This window comes from Elizabethkingia miricola (genome assembly GCF_001675285.1).
Lineage (GTDB): Bacteria > Bacteroidota > Bacteroidia > Flavobacteriales > Weeksellaceae > Elizabethkingia > Elizabethkingia miricola.
In genome coordinates, this window is sequence record NZ_LSGQ01000005.1 from 1 (window position 1) to 20,502 (window position 20,502).

Annotated in this window: 12 protein-coding genes; 8 read left to right on the forward strand and 4 right to left on the reverse strand. The window is 37.0% G+C overall.

What is annotated here, in order from left to right; genetic code table 11:
• The first annotated feature begins 145 nt into the window (after positions 1 to 145).
• The 8 genes from ATE49_RS07095 to ATE49_RS07130 all read left to right on the forward strand — a co-directional run bounded on the left by ATE49_RS07095 (position 146) and on the right by ATE49_RS07130 (position 9,822).
• Entirely contained in the window at positions 146 to 604 is a 459-nt protein-coding gene (locus ATE49_RS07095) for a GNAT family N-acetyltransferase (protein ID WP_065081611.1), read from the forward strand.
• 46 nt (positions 605 to 650) lie between these two features.
• Positions 651 to 1,742, forward strand: coding sequence for a DNA polymerase IV (gene dinB / locus ATE49_RS07100; RefSeq protein WP_065081612.1), 1,092 nt, complete (start codon positions 651 to 653; stop codon positions 1,740 to 1,742).
• Between the two features lie 82 nt (positions 1,743 to 1,824).
• Positions 1,825 to 3,300 carry an alpha-amylase gene (locus ATE49_RS07105; RefSeq protein ID WP_065081613.1) on the forward strand — a complete coding sequence of 492 codons (1,476 nt, stop codon included), beginning with the start codon at positions 1,825 to 1,827 and terminating at the stop codon, positions 3,298 to 3,300.
• Between the two features lie 179 nt (positions 3,301 to 3,479).
• Positions 3,480 to 4,331 (forward strand): helix-turn-helix domain-containing protein, encoded by an 852-nt coding sequence (locus tag ATE49_RS07110; protein WP_223200208.1) that lies wholly within the window; start codon positions 3,480 to 3,482, stop codon positions 4,329 to 4,331.
• A gap of 254 nt (positions 4,332 to 4,585) precedes the next feature.
• Positions 4,586 to 5,134, forward strand: a complete 549-nt coding sequence (locus tag ATE49_RS07115) for a hypothetical protein (protein WP_009091284.1) — start codon at positions 4,586 to 4,588, stop codon at positions 5,132 to 5,134.
• Between the two features lie 68 nt (positions 5,135 to 5,202).
• A complete protein-coding gene (locus ATE49_RS07120; RefSeq protein WP_065081614.1) occupies positions 5,203 to 6,006 on the forward strand; it encodes a fimbrial biogenesis chaperone in 804 nt (267 codons plus the stop codon).
• On the forward strand, positions 5,999 to 7,024 hold the full coding sequence (locus ATE49_RS07125) for a hypothetical protein (protein WP_059345962.1): 1,026 nt from the start codon (positions 5,999 to 6,001) through the stop codon (positions 7,022 to 7,024). The genes ATE49_RS07120 and ATE49_RS07125 overlap by 8 nt, the downstream gene beginning before the upstream one ends.
• Positions 7,025 to 7,065: 41 nt before the next feature.
• Positions 7,066 to 9,822 carry a COG1470 family protein gene (locus ATE49_RS07130; RefSeq protein ID WP_065081700.1) on the forward strand — a complete coding sequence of 919 codons (2,757 nt, stop codon included), beginning with the start codon at positions 7,066 to 7,068 and terminating at the stop codon, positions 9,820 to 9,822.
• A gap of 374 nt (positions 9,823 to 10,196) precedes the next feature.
• Here the strand turns inward: ATE49_RS07130 and ATE49_RS07135 are convergent, their stop codons facing one another.
• The 4 genes from ATE49_RS07135 to rpoB all read right to left on the reverse strand — a co-directional run bounded on the left by ATE49_RS07135 (position 10,197) and on the right by rpoB (position 20,194).
• Positions 10,197 to 11,471: an alkaline phosphatase family protein gene (locus ATE49_RS07135; RefSeq protein ID WP_065081615.1), complete on the reverse strand. Its 1,275-nt coding sequence runs from the start codon at positions 11,469 to 11,471 to the stop codon at positions 10,197 to 10,199.
• A 126-nt stretch (positions 11,472 to 11,597) separates the two neighbouring features.
• Positions 11,598 to 11,903, reverse strand: a complete 306-nt coding sequence (locus ATE49_RS07140; RefSeq protein ID WP_009091273.1) for a DUF3467 domain-containing protein — start codon at positions 11,901 to 11,903, stop codon at positions 11,598 to 11,600.
• 89 nt (positions 11,904 to 11,992) lie between these two features.
• Positions 11,993 to 16,255 (reverse strand): DNA-directed RNA polymerase subunit beta', encoded by a 4,263-nt coding sequence (gene rpoC / locus ATE49_RS07145; RefSeq protein WP_059156526.1) that lies wholly within the window; start codon positions 16,253 to 16,255, stop codon positions 11,993 to 11,995.
• A 114-nt stretch (positions 16,256 to 16,369) separates the two neighbouring features.
• Positions 16,370 to 20,194, reverse strand: coding sequence for a DNA-directed RNA polymerase subunit beta (gene rpoB, locus ATE49_RS07150; RefSeq protein ID WP_034870625.1), 3,825 nt, complete (start codon positions 20,192 to 20,194; stop codon positions 16,370 to 16,372).
• Positions 20,195 to 20,502 lie beyond the last annotated feature (308 nt).

Below are 20,502 nucleotides of genomic sequence, written 5' to 3' on the forward strand. Positions count from 1 at the left end.
TACGGATGTGATAAAGTTATAATGGCTACAGAGGTTATAAGACTGTAATATAGTTAGATAACTATTAAAGTCATAATAATTATAAGACCCATAACTCTTATAAACTTATAACTCATGATTCTTAACTTTTGACTACTTTTATAGTATGATTACACTAAGATATGCTACAGAAGAGGACTTACCTGTTCTTTTAGAATTTGAACAGGGAGTCGTAACGGCTGAAAGACCATATAATCCTACTTTAATAGAAGGAGAAATTCATTATTATGACCTGAATTCATTATTAACTTCAGAAAATGCAGCGCTTATTGTTGCAGAAACTAATAATGAAGTTATAGCCTCGGGTTATACTCTTATCAAAGATGCCGAAAAAAAATATTATGATTTTTCCAGATATGCCTATTTAGGATTTATGTATGTAAAGCCTGAGTACAGAGGAAAAGGAATTAATAAACTTATTTTGGAAGAACTTATAAACTGGTCAAAAGACAGAGGTATTTCGGAAATCCGATTAGAAGTTTATTATGATAATGAACCAGCAGTAAAAGCTTATGAAAAGGCAGGTTTTGAATCCCATATTCTATTAATGAGAAAGAAGATATAAATTGTTTTGATCTTCCTGAAAATAAACTAATCCATATCTTTGCGGTATGTATTTCCCTTTTCCGCTTCGTAAGATTATTCATGTAGATATGGATGCATTTTATGCTTCCGTGGAGCAGCATGATAACCCTGAATTAAAAGGAAAACCTATTGCTGTAGGTGGAATTCATAGGGGAGTAGTTGCTGCTGCAAGTTATGAAGCCCGACAATATGGTGTACGCTCCGCTATGCCTAGTAAGACTGCACAACAAAAATGTCCCAACTTAATTTTTGTACGACCAAGATTTCCCAGATATAAGGAAATTTCCCAGCAAATCCGTGAGATATTTTACGAATATACAGATCTGGTGGAACCTTTGTCGCTGGATGAAGCATATCTGGATGTTACTGAAAATAAGAAAAGTATTGAGTCTGCAAATCAGATTGCACTGGAAATTCGTAAGAAGATATTTGAGAAAACGGGTTTGACGGCTTCTGCAGGAATATCTGTTAATAAGTTTCTTGCAAAAGTAGCATCAGATATCAATAAGCCTAATGGACAAAAAACGATTCATCCACAGAATGTTCTCAGCTTTTTAGAAGAGCTGCCTATAGAGAAATTTTATGGTATAGGTAAGGTTACTGCTAATAAAATGAACACCCTTAGTATTTATAAGGGAAAAGATCTTAAGAATAAAAGTCTTGAAGAGTTGGTTTTGCTTTTTGGAAAATCCGGAAAACACTATTATAATGTAGTAAGAGGTATTCAATATTCAGAAGTGAAGCCTCACCGAATAGCAAAAAGTGTAGCTGTTGAAGAAACTTTTTGGGAAGACTTGCTGGATGAAGATACCGTTTTTGAAAAAATAGATGAAATTACTGATGAATTGTCACGTCGTCTTGAAAGATCGGGAATTAAAGGGAAGACGCTGACATTAAAAATAAAATACAAAGATTTTACATTATTTACCCGTAGTAAAACTGAAGGTCAGTATCTCGAGAATAAATTTTCATTATCTACACTTGCTAAACAACTTTGGCAGAGCCGGCCGTTTGATAAACCGATACGTCTTCTGGGATTATCCCTGTCCAACCTTAATACTGAAGAAAAGAAGCAGGTTTCTGTCCAGCTTAAAATTCCTTTTCCGGAATTTTTATAACTGTGTTTACATTTTAATTTTTTGTAATTGTAAGATAATCAGTTCTTTTTAATGTACTTTTATTATCCTAAAGGCGCATATTATGAATGGAACGATGCTTCAGTATTTTCACTGGTATACGGACGGAGACTCTTTTCTGTGGATAAATCTTAAAGAAACAACCGATTATTTAAAGCATATAGGGATAACAGCGGTATGGCTTCCTCCTGCATATAAATGTGCAAGTGGGGCCTATTCTGTAGGTTATGATCCATACGATTTATTCGATTTAGGAGAGTTTAATCAGAAAGGAAGTATTGCAACTAAATATGGTACTAAGGAGGATTATTTGGCCGCTATAAACAGCCTTAAAAGTAAAGGTATTCAGATTATTGCAGATATTGTACTGAACCATAAAGCTGGCGGTGACGAGCTGCAAGAATTTCAGGTTGTGGAAGTAAATACCGAAAACCGAAATGAGGTGACATCGGAACCTTTTAATATTAAGTCTTACACGAAGTTTAATTTTCCTGAGAGAAATAAGCAGTATTCGGAATTTATCTGGGATTTTACCTGTTTTTCAGGTGTTGAATATGCTGAAGGAATTGATGGTATGCATGTATATCGGGTGATCAATGATTATGGAGATGGTTGGGATGAATTGCTAAGTGATGAAAAGGGTAACTACGATTATCTGATGAATAATGATATTAATTTCCGAAATCCAAATGTTGTTGGAGAATTAGATTACTGGGGGAAGTGGTATTATGAACAGATTGGATATAATGGTGTTAGACTGGATGCTATAAAACATATTACACCGGCATTTTTTAAAGACTGGCTGTATAAACTTCGTGAAGCCACAGAAGAGAATATATTTGCTGTAGGTGAATACTGGGCTCCGAACGATTTGCCTCTCCTTGAAAAATATATAGAAGTAACGGAGGGCTGTATGAATCTTTTTGATGCTCCATTGCAGCATCAATTTTACCTAGCTTCTAACCAAGGAGCAGATTATGATCTGAGTAAAATTTTTGATGGAACACTGGTTCAGAATCAACCCGATAAAGCTGTTACCCTAGTCGATAATCACGATACCCAGCCGTTACAACAATTGGAAGCTCCGGTTGAACATTGGTTTAAACCCATAGCTTATGCATTAATCTTATTACGAGCAGAAGGATATCCCTGTATATTCTATCCGGACTTATTTGGAGCACATTATGTGGATAAAGATAAAGAAGGTAATGAATGTGAAATTTTTCTTGAGAAAGTAGAAGAGCTGGAAATTTTACTGAGTATTCGCCAGAATAATGTCTACGGTGTGCAACATGACTATTTTGATCATCCGGATTATATAGGCTGGACCTTTGAGGGAAACGAGGACTTACCAGGCTGTGCTGTTGTTATCAGTAATAATGGTCCAGGAGAGAAAATAATGGAAGTTGGTACAAAATATAGTGGAAAATTCTTTTATGATGCCCTGGGAATAGTAAATGATCATATTGAAATTGATAAAAATGGCTGCGGAAAATTTTCAGTATCGAAAAATGGTATTAGCGTATGGATTGTGCTGTAAAAAATGTTATGTACTAAATATATAGCGGGTTTGTATACTTCTGTATACACTAGTTTTTAGTATATTTTCTTCTAAAAAAAATAAATAATCTTCAAAAATTGTTAAAAATTAATCATATATATGTAATTATTATATGAAATAAATAAATACGGTTATATTTGCATCTGTATTTGGCTTTTATGAATAGGGAAATGCAAAAGGACTGGGGGATTTATCGACTAAAAGATGCTGATGACCTGGATGTTAGTATTCATCCATTGGCATACTCCATTCTGTATACTGCAACAGACCATTTAAACATAATTATTAAGGATAAAAGCATAAGCATAGACCCGGAAACTTTCTATTTCCTTCCTCCTAAAAGTTCTTTTTCCGTTATAGAGAAATATAAGAAAGCTGTACTTATCTGGTTTAAGCCGGAAGTCTTTATGGACCGGCTGAAATTTCTGTATTACATTACAAATTGTTTTTTCTTTCAGAATCCTTTAGGTGTTGCGGCTAAAAATAGTTTTATACCATACAAGTTCATTGTTAAAAACTACGCAAGACCACTTCAGACGCCTGGAGCTAATCCTTTGATTAAAAGAAATTTGCTGGCTAATTTTATAGAATTTATTCTCATAAGAGCACAACTGGACTTTGACCCGGGCTTTGAAAGAGGTACTAAAAATGTCTATGATCAGGAAATAGCGAATAAGTTTAGTAAACTTCTTGATGAGCAGGTAACTTTCAATCTTGTGGTAAGCTACTATGCCGATAAACTTAATATTACAAAACGAAGGTTAGACAAGGCAACCCAAATTATTTATGGTTGTTCTGCAAAGAGTCTTGTTACGGGAAGAGCCTTGGATAAGGCGAAAGCAATGTTAAGGTCGACTTCAATACCTGTTAAAAATATCAGCCTGGAATTAGGATTTTCACAAGAGTCAAATTTCAATAATTTCTTTAAACTTCATATCGGAATGACACCTATGCAATACAGAATAAATGCTAATGCAATTATTTTTGGAGAAAATACGGCCCTGAGCTAAGTGTTATATTTTCAGTACATACACTTTTATTAATGCCTCATAAAACTAGAAAATATACTATAACTGCCTAGTAAGTAGGGTTATAGGCAGTGTTAATAAAAATTAATTTTTGTCGTTTTACATAGTTTTTTTGTTGTTTTTCATAACTAATAGATAGGATTTCCACTCTAATTTTGCACCCGCTATCAAAGGTAGCATGAATGCGTTTGCATAAAATGCATTTTTTTTAAAAAGAAGAAGATTTTATTAAAAGTATGAGAAAATTTTATTACCTGTTAGGCCTTACTTTCGGCCTTACATCAATTAACGTGGCTGCGCAGAAAACAGGCGATGCAACGGTTAATGTTAGACTTTATCCAATCCAGACGATTGTGGTAAATGGTTCACAAAAAAATGTAAACCTTGACTACAGAACATCAGACGATTACAAGAAAGGTGTAGCTTTAGATGAAGCAGATCACCTTACGGTATACAGTACCGGTGCATTCGCTGTAAATGTACAGTCAAAAGATGCTCAGTTATCCAGTGTAAACACAAGCATCACAGAAAAAATTAACGCAGCGGATATTAAACTTACGCCGACTGCAGGTACTACTAACCCATTATCAGGTTCAAAACTTAGTACCGTAACATTATCTACAACCCCAACTGAATTAATTTCCAGTAACATTGGTGGTGTTGACAAGACCTTTAACGTAAAATACTCTGCTGCTGGTGCTGACAGCTACCTGAACAAGTATTTTAACGTGGAAAATCCTACGACTTATACGACTGTTGTAACCTACACTATTGTAGCTAAATAACATTATTTTTTTTATAACAATATTTAAGGCACTTAGGATATTAATCCTAGGTTGCCTTTTTACACGATATGAAAAGAATTCTGGCAAGTTTAAGCTTTTTGTTATTTTTCCTGACTGGTATTATTGCAAAAGGACAAGCAGGAATTACTGTAAGTCCTCCGCGCAATTATTTTACCTCTAATGCAGGAGAGAGTAGTACGAAAAAAGTTTTGGTAACCAATCCGAGCAAAACAACCACACTGGAGTTAACAGTCTCTCTGAATGACTGGACATACGACGAGAAAGGGAACAATGTTATATCGGAACCCGGAACTTTAGAAAATTCGGCTGTAAATTGGGTAAGCATAAAACCACAGTCGTACTTTAGTCTGAATCCCGGAGAAACAAAAGAACTGGAAATTACCGTTACACCTCCGGCAGTACGGAAAGATGCATTAGCGGTTCATACCTGTCTTATGTACATTACCCAAACCAATCCCGTTGATGCTATTAATGAAAAAGGAGCCTTGGTAAAAGTAAGTGTAAGAACAGGAATCAAGATCTATCATCGTTATTCTTCTCAGCGTGAACCTAATATGGACTTCACGGATTACAAATATGAAAAGGATAGTAAAAGTCTGGTTTTAGAAATTATAAACCAGGGAAATGTATGGACAGATGGTACCATTCACACAGAGATGATTAATCAGCAAAACGGAGCAAAATATAATCTGGAAGATGAGATTATTTACACACTTCCTTCAGACAAACGTATTGTAACTATCCCGTTGCCGAAAGGGCTGGAGAAAGGAAAGTATATTGTAACCTCTACATTTACTTATGGCGATGATAATGTTATTAAAATGGCGGAGTTAACCTTTATTAATGAATAGACTCTTTATCTGTATATTTTTTCTGCTCAGCTTTACGCAGGTCTCAGCTCAGAGATTGTGGATAACTCCGTTTAATACCGGATATGCTCCGGTAAGAAGCTATAACGGAGCTACAATTAGTAATCTTGTTCAGATTCAGGTTCATGCCAATGGTAGTCAGGGACTTCAGATGCAGAACTGGTCTATGAGTTACAGAGTTGTAGGCGCTATTAGTAATGGAGGTGCAAAATATTTTCCTGTAGAACGACTGAAGTTTCGCTTCAATAGTGTGTCTAGCAATGGTGTGAATGACCAGGGAACTAGTCCTAATGCCGGGAACCTGGGGGTGAATACCAATCCCATTCCTTTCCAGTATACCAACTCGTATTTTGTCAACAATTCACCTTATAACCTTCAGATTGTTAACAGGTATTTTATGATGACGCTTGGATATGATGTTATGATAGACGGGGGAGCGTATTTGGAGGAATATTCTTCATGGAACAATTATACAGTAAACATTATCATAGAGATAAGGAATAGCAAAGGAGAGATTATAGATTCGGAGCCAGTGTCTTTCCAGATGCAGGTACATCCGGACGACTCACCTCCAAAGCCTGCAGAAGAATATGCAATTTTGCTGGATCCTTCTGCTAAAAATGTTCTTTTGGAATTTAAAACTCCCGGCGATTATGCCAACGGAGTATCCAGAACATACAGCAGAGCATTGTCAGTAATCTCTACTACAGGTTATGCAGTACAGGTGAACAGTCTGAATAACGACCTTACAAGTACATCTAACCAGAATCTTCCGGTAAATGCTATAAATCTCAATGTGAAGGACAGCCAGTCGCAGACTGTAATGGGTAGTGTGAAATTATCCAGCAGTAAGCAGAATATTATTACAAGTATGATTCCTGCAAAGACAGAAAAGTATTTTGATCTCACCTATTCTACACAGGCGGGAGACATGAGATTTTTTAATCAAGCTCAGGAACAGTATTCGGGAACCCTTATTTTCAGCCTTATTCCACAGTAAAAATTTTGAACCTTTTCAAAAAATTTATATTAACCATATTTGTGGCGGGGATAACCATGTGTTATGCCCAGAAAAGTGCTGTCAGTATAGAAACGGATCAGAAACTTAGTGTCTTCAATGAAGACATGGTAAGTGTACTGCTTAAAATCAGTAATAATACAGAAATCGAAAGAAATCTGGATGTAGATATACAGACGGTAAAGGGACTAAGAGTTATTAACAATATCTCTTCCATACATTTAAAGGCTAATGAAAAAGCTTTTTTACCTGTAAAAATATTTGTAGAAAAGAACCAACCTGCTGGAACAGCAACTATAAAATATGCTATAACAGAGAGTAGTCTAACTTTAGCAACTGCCGAAACCAGTATGACAGTACAGTCTAAACGCGGATTGAAAATTGTAGCCAACGAGCCTCAGGTACTGATGTATAAAGTGGGAGATTCTATAAAGATTTCCACACAGGTATATAATAGCGGAAACAGAGAGGAAAATGTAGAAGTAATTGCCAGTTTTCCACAAGCTGACGGGCGTGACCTTAGTTTTAGCAAGAAAATAAAACTGGAACCGTTTGTTAATAAAGAAGTCAGTTTCTCTAAAATTGTGGATAAAGATCTCTTGAAAATGGAACTTTTTACTGTAAATGTAGCAGGACTGAATGCGGATAAAGAATTCTTTGGCAATGCTATTATTATCGTACAAAATGCCTTAGGGAACAGGAAATACGTAGACCCAGCTTTTATCAATTTTTACAGACCTGCATATCAGGTCAATCATATCAGTCTTAGCAGCCGGAATGCTTTTCTTAATTATGATTCCTCCTATAATCTAGATCTGCATACCGAATTTTATGCCGGTGGTATAAAAGGTATTGTTAATGTAAACGGAACCTATTGGAGTAATAACAGCACAAAGCCTTTGTTTACCAATACCTGGGTAAGATTGGAAGGGAAAGGTGTAGGTGTGCAATTGGGTAATCTTAATGCAAGCGATCTGGAAATAAACCTTGTAGGGCGTGGGGCTGAAGTTTCTGTTAATCCATTTACCAACAAAAGATCCGTGATCCGTGTTGGAACTGTTGAAAAAAGCTATAACCTGATTGATCCATTGGATCTTAATAATTCTTCGAGAGGATATTCTACTTATGCAAAATCATCCATTAGCCTCAATGAAAAAGAGTCTCTGGATAATTCGGTTATTCTGGATAATGACCCATACCAGCGAAGTTTTATCCTGATGAATGAATACCATTACAATAATAACAAACAGACATATTATGATCTGAGATTGGGATATGGTTACACATCTACAAAAGGTGAAGTGTCTCATACGGCATCTTCTGTAGCTGCGGGACTAAATCTGAATACATCATTTAATAAATATACTTTTAGTTCTAACAATTATTATAGTAGTAGTTACTATCCGGGAATTAGAAAAGGAAATACTGTTTTTGAGGAGCGTTTGTTCAGAAATTTTGATAAATTCAATATCTGGGTAGGGTATAGCCTGAATAATTATAATCCTAAAAGTATTGATCCTCAATACCAATATAATACGGTTGCTAACCGTAGCAAGGTTGAAATGGGAACCAGCTTTACGATTGCCAGAAACACAAAACTTAGTATTATTCCGCAATGGAGCACAGAACGATCCAATGTGTTTGTTAATAGTAGCTTTCAGAGCATAAATGTAGACTTTAATACCGCTTTTATCAATACAGCCCTTAACTATACCAGTCCGGATTATAAAAGCAGCATTAACCTGGTTCTTTCGAATGGCTATTCCAGATATGTTGGATTTACCTCTAATAGTTTTATTTACAGGTTACAGGCTAACTGGTATTATAAAAATTTCATGCTGAGTGCCAATTACCAGAAAGGTAACTTTATGTTATATGAAGGTAATTATAACAATAGCCTTAGCGACAATACGGAGAGGATTTCTGCTATTGCCAATTATAAAATAAGCCTGCTTAACAAACGTCTCAATGTGTTATTTGGTTCCATTTTTAACTCCGATAAATTTATTGGAAAAAGTTTTTCTTTTAATACCAACCTCGATTACCGGATTTTATCCGGAACTAAACTTTTTGCCAGCTATAATCTGAATAAATACCTGAACGGAGTATACAGATCTGCTAATAATTATTATCAGGTAGGTATTATCCAGGATTTGCCGAGTTTTGGAGAAGAAAAAAGTAGTGGTAAAACAGGAAATATAGAATTGTTTTTCTATTATGACCTTAATAATAACGGACAGTATGATCCTTCTGTAGATCTGCCGGCGCAGGATTTGAAAACTAAAATTAACAATACCCTGTTTATTACACCAAAGAACGGAAATATAAAGTACAAGAAAGTACCTTATGGAACCTACATGATAAAAGCAATGGAAGATAAATGGTATGCCGACGATATGAGGGTTACCGTGGACAGGAAAGATGTATTCCTTACAATTCCGCTGCAGAAAACAAGCATGGTAAAAGGAAAAGTGCAGTATCAGGAAACTACTAAAACACAATATGAAGTAATAGAAGTCTTATCAGGACTTCCTGTAGTATTCCAGAATAATCAGTTTAAAAATTTTGTTTTCTACACCAATGAAAGAGGAGAATATTCAGCTTATTTGCCGGTAGGACATTATAAAGTATTTATAGATGGTAATGCACTGCAGAAGAATGTATATGTAGAAGCCAATCAGACGGCAGATATCGCTGAAGGAAATACATCGGAGCTGAAACCTTTTATTCTGAAAGTTAAAGAAAGAAAGGTAGAAGTTAAGCGATTCGGAATTAAGTAATAATTTGCTTTATAGATGAACTAATTTTTGCGAGTGTTTTAGTATACTAATACTGATGTAAGAATCTTGATCATGACATATATTATTATTTTAATACTTACCAACATCAAAATATTTATAGTTGAGATCCGAGCGAGACGCTCGAACCAACGAGAGAATTTACTTTTTACAAATTTTTAGGTTTTGAAACGTATGAGCTGTCAGGCTGAGCGAAGTCGAAGCCTAATTATTCAGGCGTTGCTTCTTAATGCTGGCGCGAGGATCTTGCTCGTGCTATATATGGTAAATTATCAATACAATTATTATTACAAAAACTTGAACTCCGTTTAGTCTAATAAGATATATAAACAAAAAACCGGCTTATGCCGGTTTTGTTACTTTTTATTGAGTGTTTTTCCCAGTACTTTGATGTTTCCATCTATAGGAGCTGTAATTTTCAGGTTCAGAATCTCAGCGATAGCAGGATAGATATTTACATTTACAAATGGTCTTATCTGCTGGTGTTGTTTAAATGCAGGACCCCATGCAAAGTAAGTTGCTTTCATTTCGGGTACTTTATACGGATTATAACCGTGTTTTCCTACCGGAGGATTTTTACCCGGATCTACCATAGCTTTTGTTCCGTTAGGTACCAGTATAATATCACCGATTCTTCTGTTTTTATCATCCGATTTGCTGTAGTGTAATCTTCCCGGGAAGTTCTTTGCCAGATATATTTTATAGCCTTCGTGCTTTTCTTTTCTTAACGCTTTATAAAGAGGCAAGATATCTGCTTCATCTTTTGCAGTAATCCTTACAAAAGTATTGCTGTTCACTACTACAAATTTATTTCTGTCGATAATGGATGGAACTGTAATGTAATCTTTAGGATCTACTTTTATCATTCCATGGTCGGAAACAAATACAAAGTTGATAGGAAGGTTAAGTGGTTTTAATCCATCTACCAACTTCTGAACAGCACCATCTACATAATGTACAGCATCTTCAGTTTGTTTTGCATCGGGGCCGTAATGGTGGCCTTCATGATCTACTTCCGGGAAATATAGAGTAATGAAGTGTGGTCTTTTCTCTTCAGGAAGCTGTAACCAGTTTTTGATAATTTTTACCTTATCATCATCCGAAAATTTCTCGTGATATGGATAGTAATAAGAAGGTCTTGTTCCTCCGGCATCGCTCTCGGAACCTACCCAGAATAAACTGGCTGCGATCATTCCTTGCTTTTCGGCCAATCCCCATAATGGTAATCCTCCATACCAGCTGCCATCTGTAACTGTTTTACTGCCTATTTTATACATTTCCTTTCTGTTAGGATCGTAGAAAATGTTATCCACAAGGCCATGGTGAGAAGGATACAATCCTGTTACAATGCTGTAGTGGTTTGGGAAGGTAATAGAAGGGTAGGACGGATACATTCCGTTTTTTGCCCATATACCGTTTTCTGCCAGGTTTAATAAATTCTTAGTATTATACTTCTGCATATAATCGTATCTGAATCCGTCTGCAGAAATAAGAATTACATAAGGTTTTTGCAGGGTTTCAGGAGCGTTTGTTCTTCCGGATATTACAACCTGTGTTGTATCCACTGCAGGCTTTTGCGAGTAGCCAAAAACAGCTAACATTAAAGAGCCTATAACAAGAAACTTCTTCATTAACATAAAATTTTATCAAAGGTAAAACATATAAAAGCTTTGCCAAAGGCTTGGGGATTAAATTTTCATCAAATAAAAATCCCCGTCGAAATGACGGGGACCTATATATTAAAGTAGTTACTTTAATTAAGCTTGAGGAGTGTTTTGTCCTAATACGAAAGGCTCAACTTCTTTAATTTCTCCGAATTGTTGTTCGTAAGAAGCGATGTTTTGCTGAAGCGCATTAAGAACTCTCTTAGCGTGTAATGGAGCTAAGATAACTCTTGATCTAACTTTAGCTTGCTGTACACCTGGCATTAGTTGGATGAAATCCAAGATAAATTCAGATGGAGAGTGATTAACTAAAGCAAGATTTGCGTAAACACCAGCTGCTACCATTTCATTCAGTTCAATGTTGATGTTTCCGTCTTGTGGATTTTGGTTGTTGTCCATTTTTGTTAATTATTTTTGTTTAAAATTTAAAATTTGAGATTGTGAAAGTATAAAAATAAATTCAAATCTCAAATTTCAAATTATTAATTTTAATTTATATCCTCAAATTCCTTTGTAGAACCTACAATGATATTCTGATATTGCTTAAGACCTGTACCTGCAGGGATTCTGTGACCTACAATTACATTTTCTTTAAGACCATTCAGATCATCTACTTTACCAGACACTGCTGCCTCGTTAAGTACTTTAGTAGTTTCCTGGAAGGAAGCTGCAGACATGAAGGATTTAGTTTGAAGAGCTGCTCTTGTAATACCTTGTAATACAGGCTGTGCTGTAGCTGGTAAAGCTTCTCTTACTTCAACTAATTCCTGATCTTCACGCTTCAACTTAGAGTTCTCGTCTCTTAGTTCTCTTGCAGTAATCATCTGACCAGATTTGAATTCTTTAGAATCTCCTGGGTTAATAACTACTTTAAGACCGAATACTCTTTCGTTTTCTTCGATGAAGTCATTCTTGTGCTCAAGGCTGCCTTCAAGGAATTGAGTATCACCACCATCAACGATTTCTACTTTAGTCATCATCTGACGAACGATGATCTCGAAGTGCTTATCATCAATTTTTACCCCCTGTAGACGGTAAACTTCCTGAATCTCATTTACTAAATATTCCTGTACCGCAGTTGGTCCTTTAATGCTTAGGATGTCATCCGGAGTAACGGATCCATCAGAAAGTGGAGAACCTGCACGTACGAAGTCATTTTCCTGTACAAGGATCTGGTTAGATAATTTTACAAGATATTTCTTGATCTCACCAGTTTTAGCTTCAACAACAAGTTCACGGTTACCTCTCTTGATTTTACCGTAAGATACTACACCGTCGATTTCAGTAACAACCGCTGGGTTAGATGGGTTACGAGCTTCGAATAATTCGGTAACTCTTGGAAGACCCCCGGTGATATCCCCTGCTTTAGCAGATTTTCTTGGGATTTTGATTAAGACTTTACCAGCCTTAATTTTCTCACCATCGTTAACCATTAAGTGGGCACCAACCGGAAGGTTGTAAGATTTCTGCTCAATACCTTTAGCATCTACCACTCTAAGAGTAGGTACTGCTTTTTTGTTTCTGGAATCAGAGATTACTTTTTCCTCGAAACCGGTTTGTTCGTCAATTTCCAATTGGAAAGAAACCCCTTGAATAATATCTTCGTATTCAACCTTACCTGATGTTTCAGCAATGATTACCGCGTTATACGGATCCCACTTACAGATAAGATCTCCTTTACTTACTTTGTCACCAGGTTTTACAGCAAGCTCAGCACCATAAGGTACGTTCGCCGTCATAATTACTGTTCTGGTTTCGTTATCCATTACCAAACGGAATTCAGTAGAACGGGAAACAACGATATCTGTTGTGTTACCATCTTCACCTTCACTCTTAATGGTTCTTACTTCGTCCATTTCTACGATACCATCACGTTTTGCAACGATAGATGGGTTTTCAGAAATGTTACCCGCAGTACCCCCTTGGTGGAAGGTTCTCAATGTTAACTGTGTACCAGGCTCACCAATGGATTGTGCAGCGATAACACCTACAGCTTCACCCATGTGGATCATTTTACCTGTTGCCAGGTTTCTACCATAACACTTCGCACAAATACCTCTCTTAGTTTCACAAGTTAACGGAGAACGAGCTTCTACAGATTCGATACCTGCAGCTTCAATTTTCTTCGCTAATTTCTCATCAATAAGTTGATCAGCTTCTACCAATAATTCATCGGTTTCAGGATCATAGATATTGTGAAGAGAAACTCTACCTAATACTCTTTCAGAGATTTTCTCAACGATTTCGTCATTTTTCTTCAATGGCGTAATCTCCACACCTCTTAATGTACCACAGTCGTCAACAGTAACGATAACGTCCTGAGCAACGTCTACCAAACGACGAGTCAGGTAACCCGCATCGGCAGTTTTAAGAGCGGTATCCGCAAGACCCTTACGTGCACCGTGGGTAGAGATAAAGTACTCCAAGATGGAAAGACCTTCCTTAAAGTTAGCCACAATCGGGTTTTCGATAATCTCCGCCCCAACTGAACCAGCTTTTTGTGGTTTTGCCATTAGACCTCTCATACCGGATAACTGACGAATCTGTTCCTTAGAACCCCTCGCCCCAGAGTCAAGCATCATAAATACTGAGTTGAAACCACCTTGATCAGACTTCATTCTGTCCATAATCATTTCAGTAAGCTTCGCGTTGGTATTTGTCCAAACGTCGATTACCTGGTTGTAACGTTCAGTATCGGTGATAAGACCCATGTTATAGTTAGCCTTAATCTCATCTACATTTTCAACAGCACTAGCAATCATGGTTTTCTTTTCAGCAGGAACCACGATATCTCCAAGGCTAAATGAAAGACCTCCTTTGAATGCGTTGGTGTAACCAAGATCTTTCATATCATCAAGGAACTTTACAGTAGTAGGGAAATCAGTTTCATCCAAAATTCTACCGATAACGTTTCTTAATGACTTCTTAGTCAATAACTCATCAATATAACCTACTTGTTTTGGTACAATCTGGTTGAATAGAATTCTACCAACAGTTGTAGGAGTCAGTCTTGTTACTAATTCACCGTTTTCTTTAACTGGTAAACGGCATTTTACTTTAGCGTTCAACGATACTTGTCCTTCTGCATAAGCAATCTCTACCTCTTCAGGTGAGTAGAATGCTAAGCCTTCTCCTTTTACTTTGTTTGTATCTGTTGAATGCGCTTCTTTGGTCATGAAGTAAAGACCCAATACCATGTCCTGAGAAGGTACCGTAATTGGAGAACCATTCGCAGGGTTTAGGATATTTTGGGAACCTAACATCAATAACTGAGCTTCCAGGATAGCTTCAGGACCTAGTGGTAAGTGTACTGCCATCTGGTCACCATCGAAGTCGGCGTTGAATGCCGTTGTTACTAGCGGGTGAAGTTGGATAGCCTTACCTTCGATCATCTTAGGCTGGAATGCCTGGATACCTAAACGGTGAAGGGTAGGTGCCCTGTTCAGAAGAACCGGGTGTCCTTTCATTACGTTTTCTAAGATATCATAAACAACAGGTTCTTTTCTGTCGATGATTCTCTTAGCAGATTTTACAGTTTTTACAATACCTCTCTCGATTAGTTTTCTAATGATAAATGGTTTGTAAAGTTCAGCTGCCATATCTTTTGGAAGACCACACTCGTGTAGTTGCAAGCTTGGACCTACAACAATTACCGAACGAGCAGAGTAGTCAACCCTTTTACCTAATAAGTTCTGACGGAAACGACCTTGCTTACCTTTCAATGAATCAGAAAGAGATTTCAATGGTCTGTTAGATTCAGACTTAACAGCAGAAGATTTTCTGGTGTTATCGAATAATGAATCTACTGCTTCCTGAAGCATACGCTTCTCGTTTCTTAAGATTACTTCCGGAGCTTTGATCTCTAAAAGTCTCTTCAGACGGTTATTTCTGATGATAACTCTTCTGTAAAGGTCATTTAAGTCGGAAGTAGCGAAACGTCCACCATCCAATGGAACTAGTGGTCTTAATTCTGGTGGTATAACCGGAAGAACACGCATTACCATCCACTCAGGGCGGTTGATCATTCTTGTATTAGCACCTCTCAATGCTTCTACAACAGAAAGTCTCTTTAATGCTTCAGTTCTTCTTTGTTTTGAAGATTCGTTGTGTGCTCTGTGTCTTAGGTCATAAGAAAGCGCATCAAGATCGATTCTTCTCAACATTTCCTCGATAGCTTCAGCCCCCATCTTCGCAACGAATTTGTTAGGATCTGAATCATCCAGGTATTGGTTTTCTTGTGGAAGCGTATCTAAAGTATCAAGATATTCTTCTTCAGTTAAGAATTCCATTTCGTCGAAATCGGAACCATCAGCTTTTCTAGCGATACCTTGTTGGATTACTACATATCTTTCGTAGTAGATAATCATATCCAATTTCTTGGAAGGTAAACCTAGTAAGTAACCAATTTTGTTAGGTAAAGAACGGAAATACCAGATGTGTGCAACAGGAACAACCAAACTGATGTGCCCGATACGCTCACGTCTTACTTTTTTCTCAGTTACTTCAACCCCACAACGGTCGCAAACGATACCCTTGTAACGGATTCTTTTATATTTACCACAAGCACATTCGTAATCCTTTACAGGACCGAATATTTTTTCGCAGAACAAACCATCTCTTTCAGGTTTGTGTGTACGATAGTTAATCGTTTCTGGCTTTAGAACCTCTCCTCTTGATTCCTGAAGAATAGACTCTGGAGAAGCTAAACCAATCGTGATTTTACTAAATCTACTTGTTTTATTTTTTGACATTGTTTTTTTTGATTTAAAGATTAAAAGATTGAAAGATTCAAAAATTAGTTTTGAAATAGCTTTCGCTCTCAAATTTGGAGTTACTTAATTTTTTAAATAATTAAATCTTTTAATTTACTCCTCCAATCTTACATCTAGTCCTAGACCTTGTAACTCGTGAAGTAATACGTTGAAAGATTCAGGGATACCTGGTTCAGGCATCGCTTCTCCTTTCGCGATAGCTTCATAAGTTTTTGCTCTACCGATTACGTCATCAGACTTCACAGTTAAGATTTCTCTCAAGATGTTAGATGCACCAAATGCTTCTAGTGCCCAAACCTCCATCTCTCCGAAACGCTGACCACCGAACTGAGCTTTACCTCCTAACGGCTGCTGCGTAATCAATGAGTATGGTCCGATTGAACGTGCGTGCATTTTATCATCAACCATGTGTCCTAGTTTCAACATGTAGATTACCCCAACTGTCGCAGGCTGTGTAAATCTCTCACCTGTACCACCGTCATATAAGTAGGTATTTCCGTAAGCCGGAAGTTCTGCTTTTTCAGTGTACTCAGTGATCTGATCTAACTCAGCACCATCGAAGATTGGTGTAGCAAACTTCAATCCTAGTTTCTTACCAGCCCATCCTAATACGGTCTCATAAATCTGACCGATGTTCATACGGGAAGGTACCCCTAGTGGGTTAAGAACGATGTCTACAGCTGTACCATCTTCAAGGAAAGGCATGTCTTCTTCACGAACGATTCTGGAAACAATACCCTTGTTACCGTGACGTCCTGCCATTTTATCCCCTACATTCAGTTTACGTTTCTTAGCGATGTAAACTTTTGCTAACTTCATGATACCTGCTGGTAATTCGTCACCGATAGAAATTGCAAATTTCTCACGGTTCTTAACACCCTGAAGGTCGTTGTACTTAATCTTGTAGTTGTGGATTAACTGTTTGATTAATTCATTTTTATCTGCATCAACCGTCCAGTCAGATCCGCTTACGTTTACATAATCTTCAACACTAGAAAGTAACTTTTGAGTAAACTTCACACCTTTACCGATAAGCTCTTCATCAAGGTCATTTTTCACACCCTGAGAAGTTTTACCGCTAACAAGAATGTTAAGTTTTTCAAGAAGTGTATTTCTCAGATCATCGAATTTCTCTTTGTATCTGTTTTCAACTTCTTCAAGCTTAAGCTTCTCTTCAGTTCTTTTCTTTTTGTCTTTAATATTTCTGGAGAATAACTTCTTGTTGATAACTACACCTCTTAATGAAGAGTCAGCTTTCAATGAAGCATCTTTTACATCACCAGCTTTGTCACCAAAGATTGCACGTAAAAGTTTTTCTTCCGGAGTTGGATCAGATTCACCTTTTGGAGTGATTTTTCCGATAAGGATATCACCAGGCTTCACCTCAGCACCGATACGGATCATACCGTTCTCATCAAGATCTTTAGTAGCTTCTTCAGATACGTTTGGAATATCAGCTGTTAATTCTTCCATACCTAATTTGGTATCACGAACTTCTAGTGAATATTCATCTACGTGGATAGAAGTAAACCAGTCTTCACGAACAACTTTCTCGTTGATTACAATTGCATCCTCGAAGTTGTACCCTTTCCAAGGCATGAAGGCTACTACTAAGTTTCTACCTAGTGCTAGTTCTCCTTTTTCAGTTGCATAACCTTCGCAAAGTACTTGTCCTTTTGCTACAGTGTCACCTACTCTTACGATAGGCTTCAATGTAATAGTTGTACTCTGGTTGGTTTTTCTGAACTTAGTTAATTTATAAGACTTAGTCGCAGATTCGAAGTTTACTAAATCTTCATCCTCGCTTCTTTCGTACTTAATTGTAATTTTATCAGCATCTACATACTCTACAACACCAGTTCCTTCAGCATTAATCAAAATTCTGGAGTCAGTAGCTACTTGTTTTTCCAAACCTGTACCTACAATTGGAGCTTGTGGTCTTAATAATGGAACAGCCTGACGCATCATGTTAGATCCCATCAACGCACGGTTCGCATCATCATGCTCCAAGAACGGAATTAATGATGCAGAAATACCAGAAATCTGGTTTGGTGCAACGTCGATAAGGTCTACCTGACCTGGCTCTACTACAGGGTAGTCACCATCCAGACGAGCAATAATTCTGTCTGTTTCGAAGTCTCCACTGTCGCTTAGTTCCACGTTCGCCTGAGCAATTACTTTAGCTTCTTCATCCTCTGCATTTAGGTAGATTGGGTCAGCATTTAAGTCTACTTTACCATTTTCTACTTTTCTATATGGAGTTTCGATGAAACCAAGGTTATTGATCTTAGCATAGATACCTAGAGAAGAAATCAAACCAATGTTTGGTCCTTCCGGAGTTTCGATAGGACAAATTCTACCATAGTGAGTATGGTGAACATCTCGAACCTCGAAACCTGCTCTTTCTCTTGATAAACCACCAGGCCCTAGTGCAGATAATCTTCTCTTGTGAGTGATCTCTGATAATGGGTTGGTTTGGTCCATGAACTGAGAAAGCTGGTTGGTACCAAAGAATGAGTTAATTACTGATGTTAATGTTTTAGCATTAACAAGGTCTATTGGTGTAAAGATTTCGTTATCTCTAACGTTCATTCTTTCCTTAATTGTTCTTGCAATTCTGGAAAGACCTACACCAAACTGTCCTGATAGCTGTTCTCCAACAGTTTTAATTCTTCTGTTAGAAAGGTGGTCGATATCATCAACCTCAGCTTTAGAGTTTACCAATTCGATAAGGTGTCTAACAATAGCGATAATATCTTCTTTTGTTAGAACTTCAGTATCGATTGGGATGTTTAATCCTAATTTTTTGTTCAGACGGTAACGACCTACTTCACCAAGAGAATAACGCTGCTCAGAGAAGAATAATTTCTCGATAATTCCTCTTGCAGTTTCCTCATCTGGTGGATCTGCGTTACGTAACTGTCTGTAGATATATTCTACCGCTTCTTTTTCGGAGTTGGTAGGGTCTTTTTGTAAAGTATTCTGGATAATAGAGAATTCATTTCCATTTTCTTTGTGGATAAGAATTGTTTTTACACCAGATTCAAGGATAAGATCCAAGTGTTCTTTTTCAAGAACAGTCTCTCTGTCCAAGATGATTTCGTTTCTTTCGATAGAAACTACTTCACCTGTATCCTCATCTACGAAGTCTTCGAACCAAGTGTTCAAAACTCTCGCAGCTAATGTTCTTCCTTCTACTTTTTTAAGTGCAGCTTTAGAAACTTTTACTTCTTCAGCAAGGTCGAAAATCTGAAGGATATCCTTGTCAGACTCATAACCGATAGCTCTTAAAAGTGTAGTTAAAGGTAATTTTTTCTTACGATCGATGTAAGCGTACATTACGCTGTTGATATCCGTTGTAAATTCCATCCAAGAACCTTTGAAAGGAATAATTCTGGAATAGTACAACTTGGTACCGTTTGCGTGGTAAGTTTGTCCGAAGAAAACCCCCGGTGAACGGTGTAACTGAGTTACGATAACACGCTCTGCTCCGTTGATGATAAATGAACCACTTGGAGTCATGTATGGTACCGGACCTAAATATACATCTTGTACTACTGTTTGGAAATCTTCATGTTCCGGGTCAGTACAATACAATTTAAGTCTTGCTTTTAATGGTACACTGTAGGTTAGACCTCTTTCTACACACTCGTCGATAGAATAACGAGGTGCATCTACTAAATAGTCAAGGAATTCTAATACAAACTGGTTTCTTGAGTCTGTAATAGGAAAGTTTTCCTGGAAAGTTTTGTAAAGAGTTTCATCCAATCTAGCTTCCGGCAGTGTATCAAGCTGGAAAAACTCCTTGAAAGACTGGATCTGAATGTCCAGAAAATCAGGAGTTATAACTTTCCCTTTGGAAGAGGAGAAGTTAATTCTTTGGTTTTCCCGAGTTTTTGGCGTCTGTGTCTTGCTCATAAAACGTTTTAGAAAAGGGTTAAAAAATATTTTGATTTGTAAAAAATATCAGAAAGAAAGACAAATGGGAAAGATTGAAGATGAAAGACTTTGATTTTTGGGCTCATCAGAATAGCCTGTCGATCTTTTTTCTTGTTCCGGATGTCTATTTTTCTAACTGCAACGCTGGTATATCTTTTCACAGCGTAATGCAAAATACTTTTTTAAGTTTTGAGAAATTAGGATATTGTATATAAACGCAGAAATCCCTCACGCGAAAGCGCAAGAGTTATCAAAAATCTGATTTATAAAAAATAAAATAAGCCCAA

Excerpts from the sequence above, each read along its gene's own strand:
- ATE49_RS07095 (WP_065081611.1), top strand. The coding sequence starts at position 146 with ATGATTACACTAAGATATGCTACAGAAGAGGACTTACCTGTTCTTTTA.
- dinB (WP_065081612.1), top strand. The coding sequence starts at position 651 with ATGTATTTCCCTTTTCCGCTTCGTAAGATTATTCATGTAGATATGGAT.
- ATE49_RS07105 (WP_065081613.1), top strand. The coding sequence starts at position 1,825 with ATGAATGGAACGATGCTTCAGTATTTTCACTGGTATACGGACGGAGAC.
- ATE49_RS07110 (WP_223200208.1), top strand. The coding sequence starts at position 3,480 with ATGAATAGGGAAATGCAAAAGGACTGGGGGATTTATCGACTAAAAGAT.
- ATE49_RS07115 (WP_009091284.1), top strand. The coding sequence starts at position 4,586 with ATGAGAAAATTTTATTACCTGTTAGGCCTTACTTTCGGCCTTACATCA.
- ATE49_RS07120 (WP_065081614.1), top strand. The coding sequence starts at position 5,203 with ATGAAAAGAATTCTGGCAAGTTTAAGCTTTTTGTTATTTTTCCTGACT.
- ATE49_RS07125 (WP_059345962.1), top strand. The coding sequence starts at position 5,999 with ATGAATAGACTCTTTATCTGTATATTTTTTCTGCTCAGCTTTACGCAG.
- ATE49_RS07135 (WP_065081615.1), bottom strand. The coding sequence starts at position 11,471 with ATGAAGAAGTTTCTTGTTATAGGCTCTTTAATGTTAGCTGTTTTTGGC.
- ATE49_RS07140 (WP_009091273.1), bottom strand. The coding sequence starts at position 11,903 with ATGGACAACAACCAAAATCCACAAGACGGAAACATCAACATTGAACTG.
- rpoC (WP_059156526.1), bottom strand. The coding sequence starts at position 16,255 with ATGTCAAAAAATAAAACAAGTAGATTTAGTAAAATCACGATTGGTTTA.
- rpoB (WP_034870625.1), bottom strand. The coding sequence starts at position 20,194 with ATGAGCAAGACACAGACGCCAAAAACTCGGGAAAACCAAAGAATTAAC.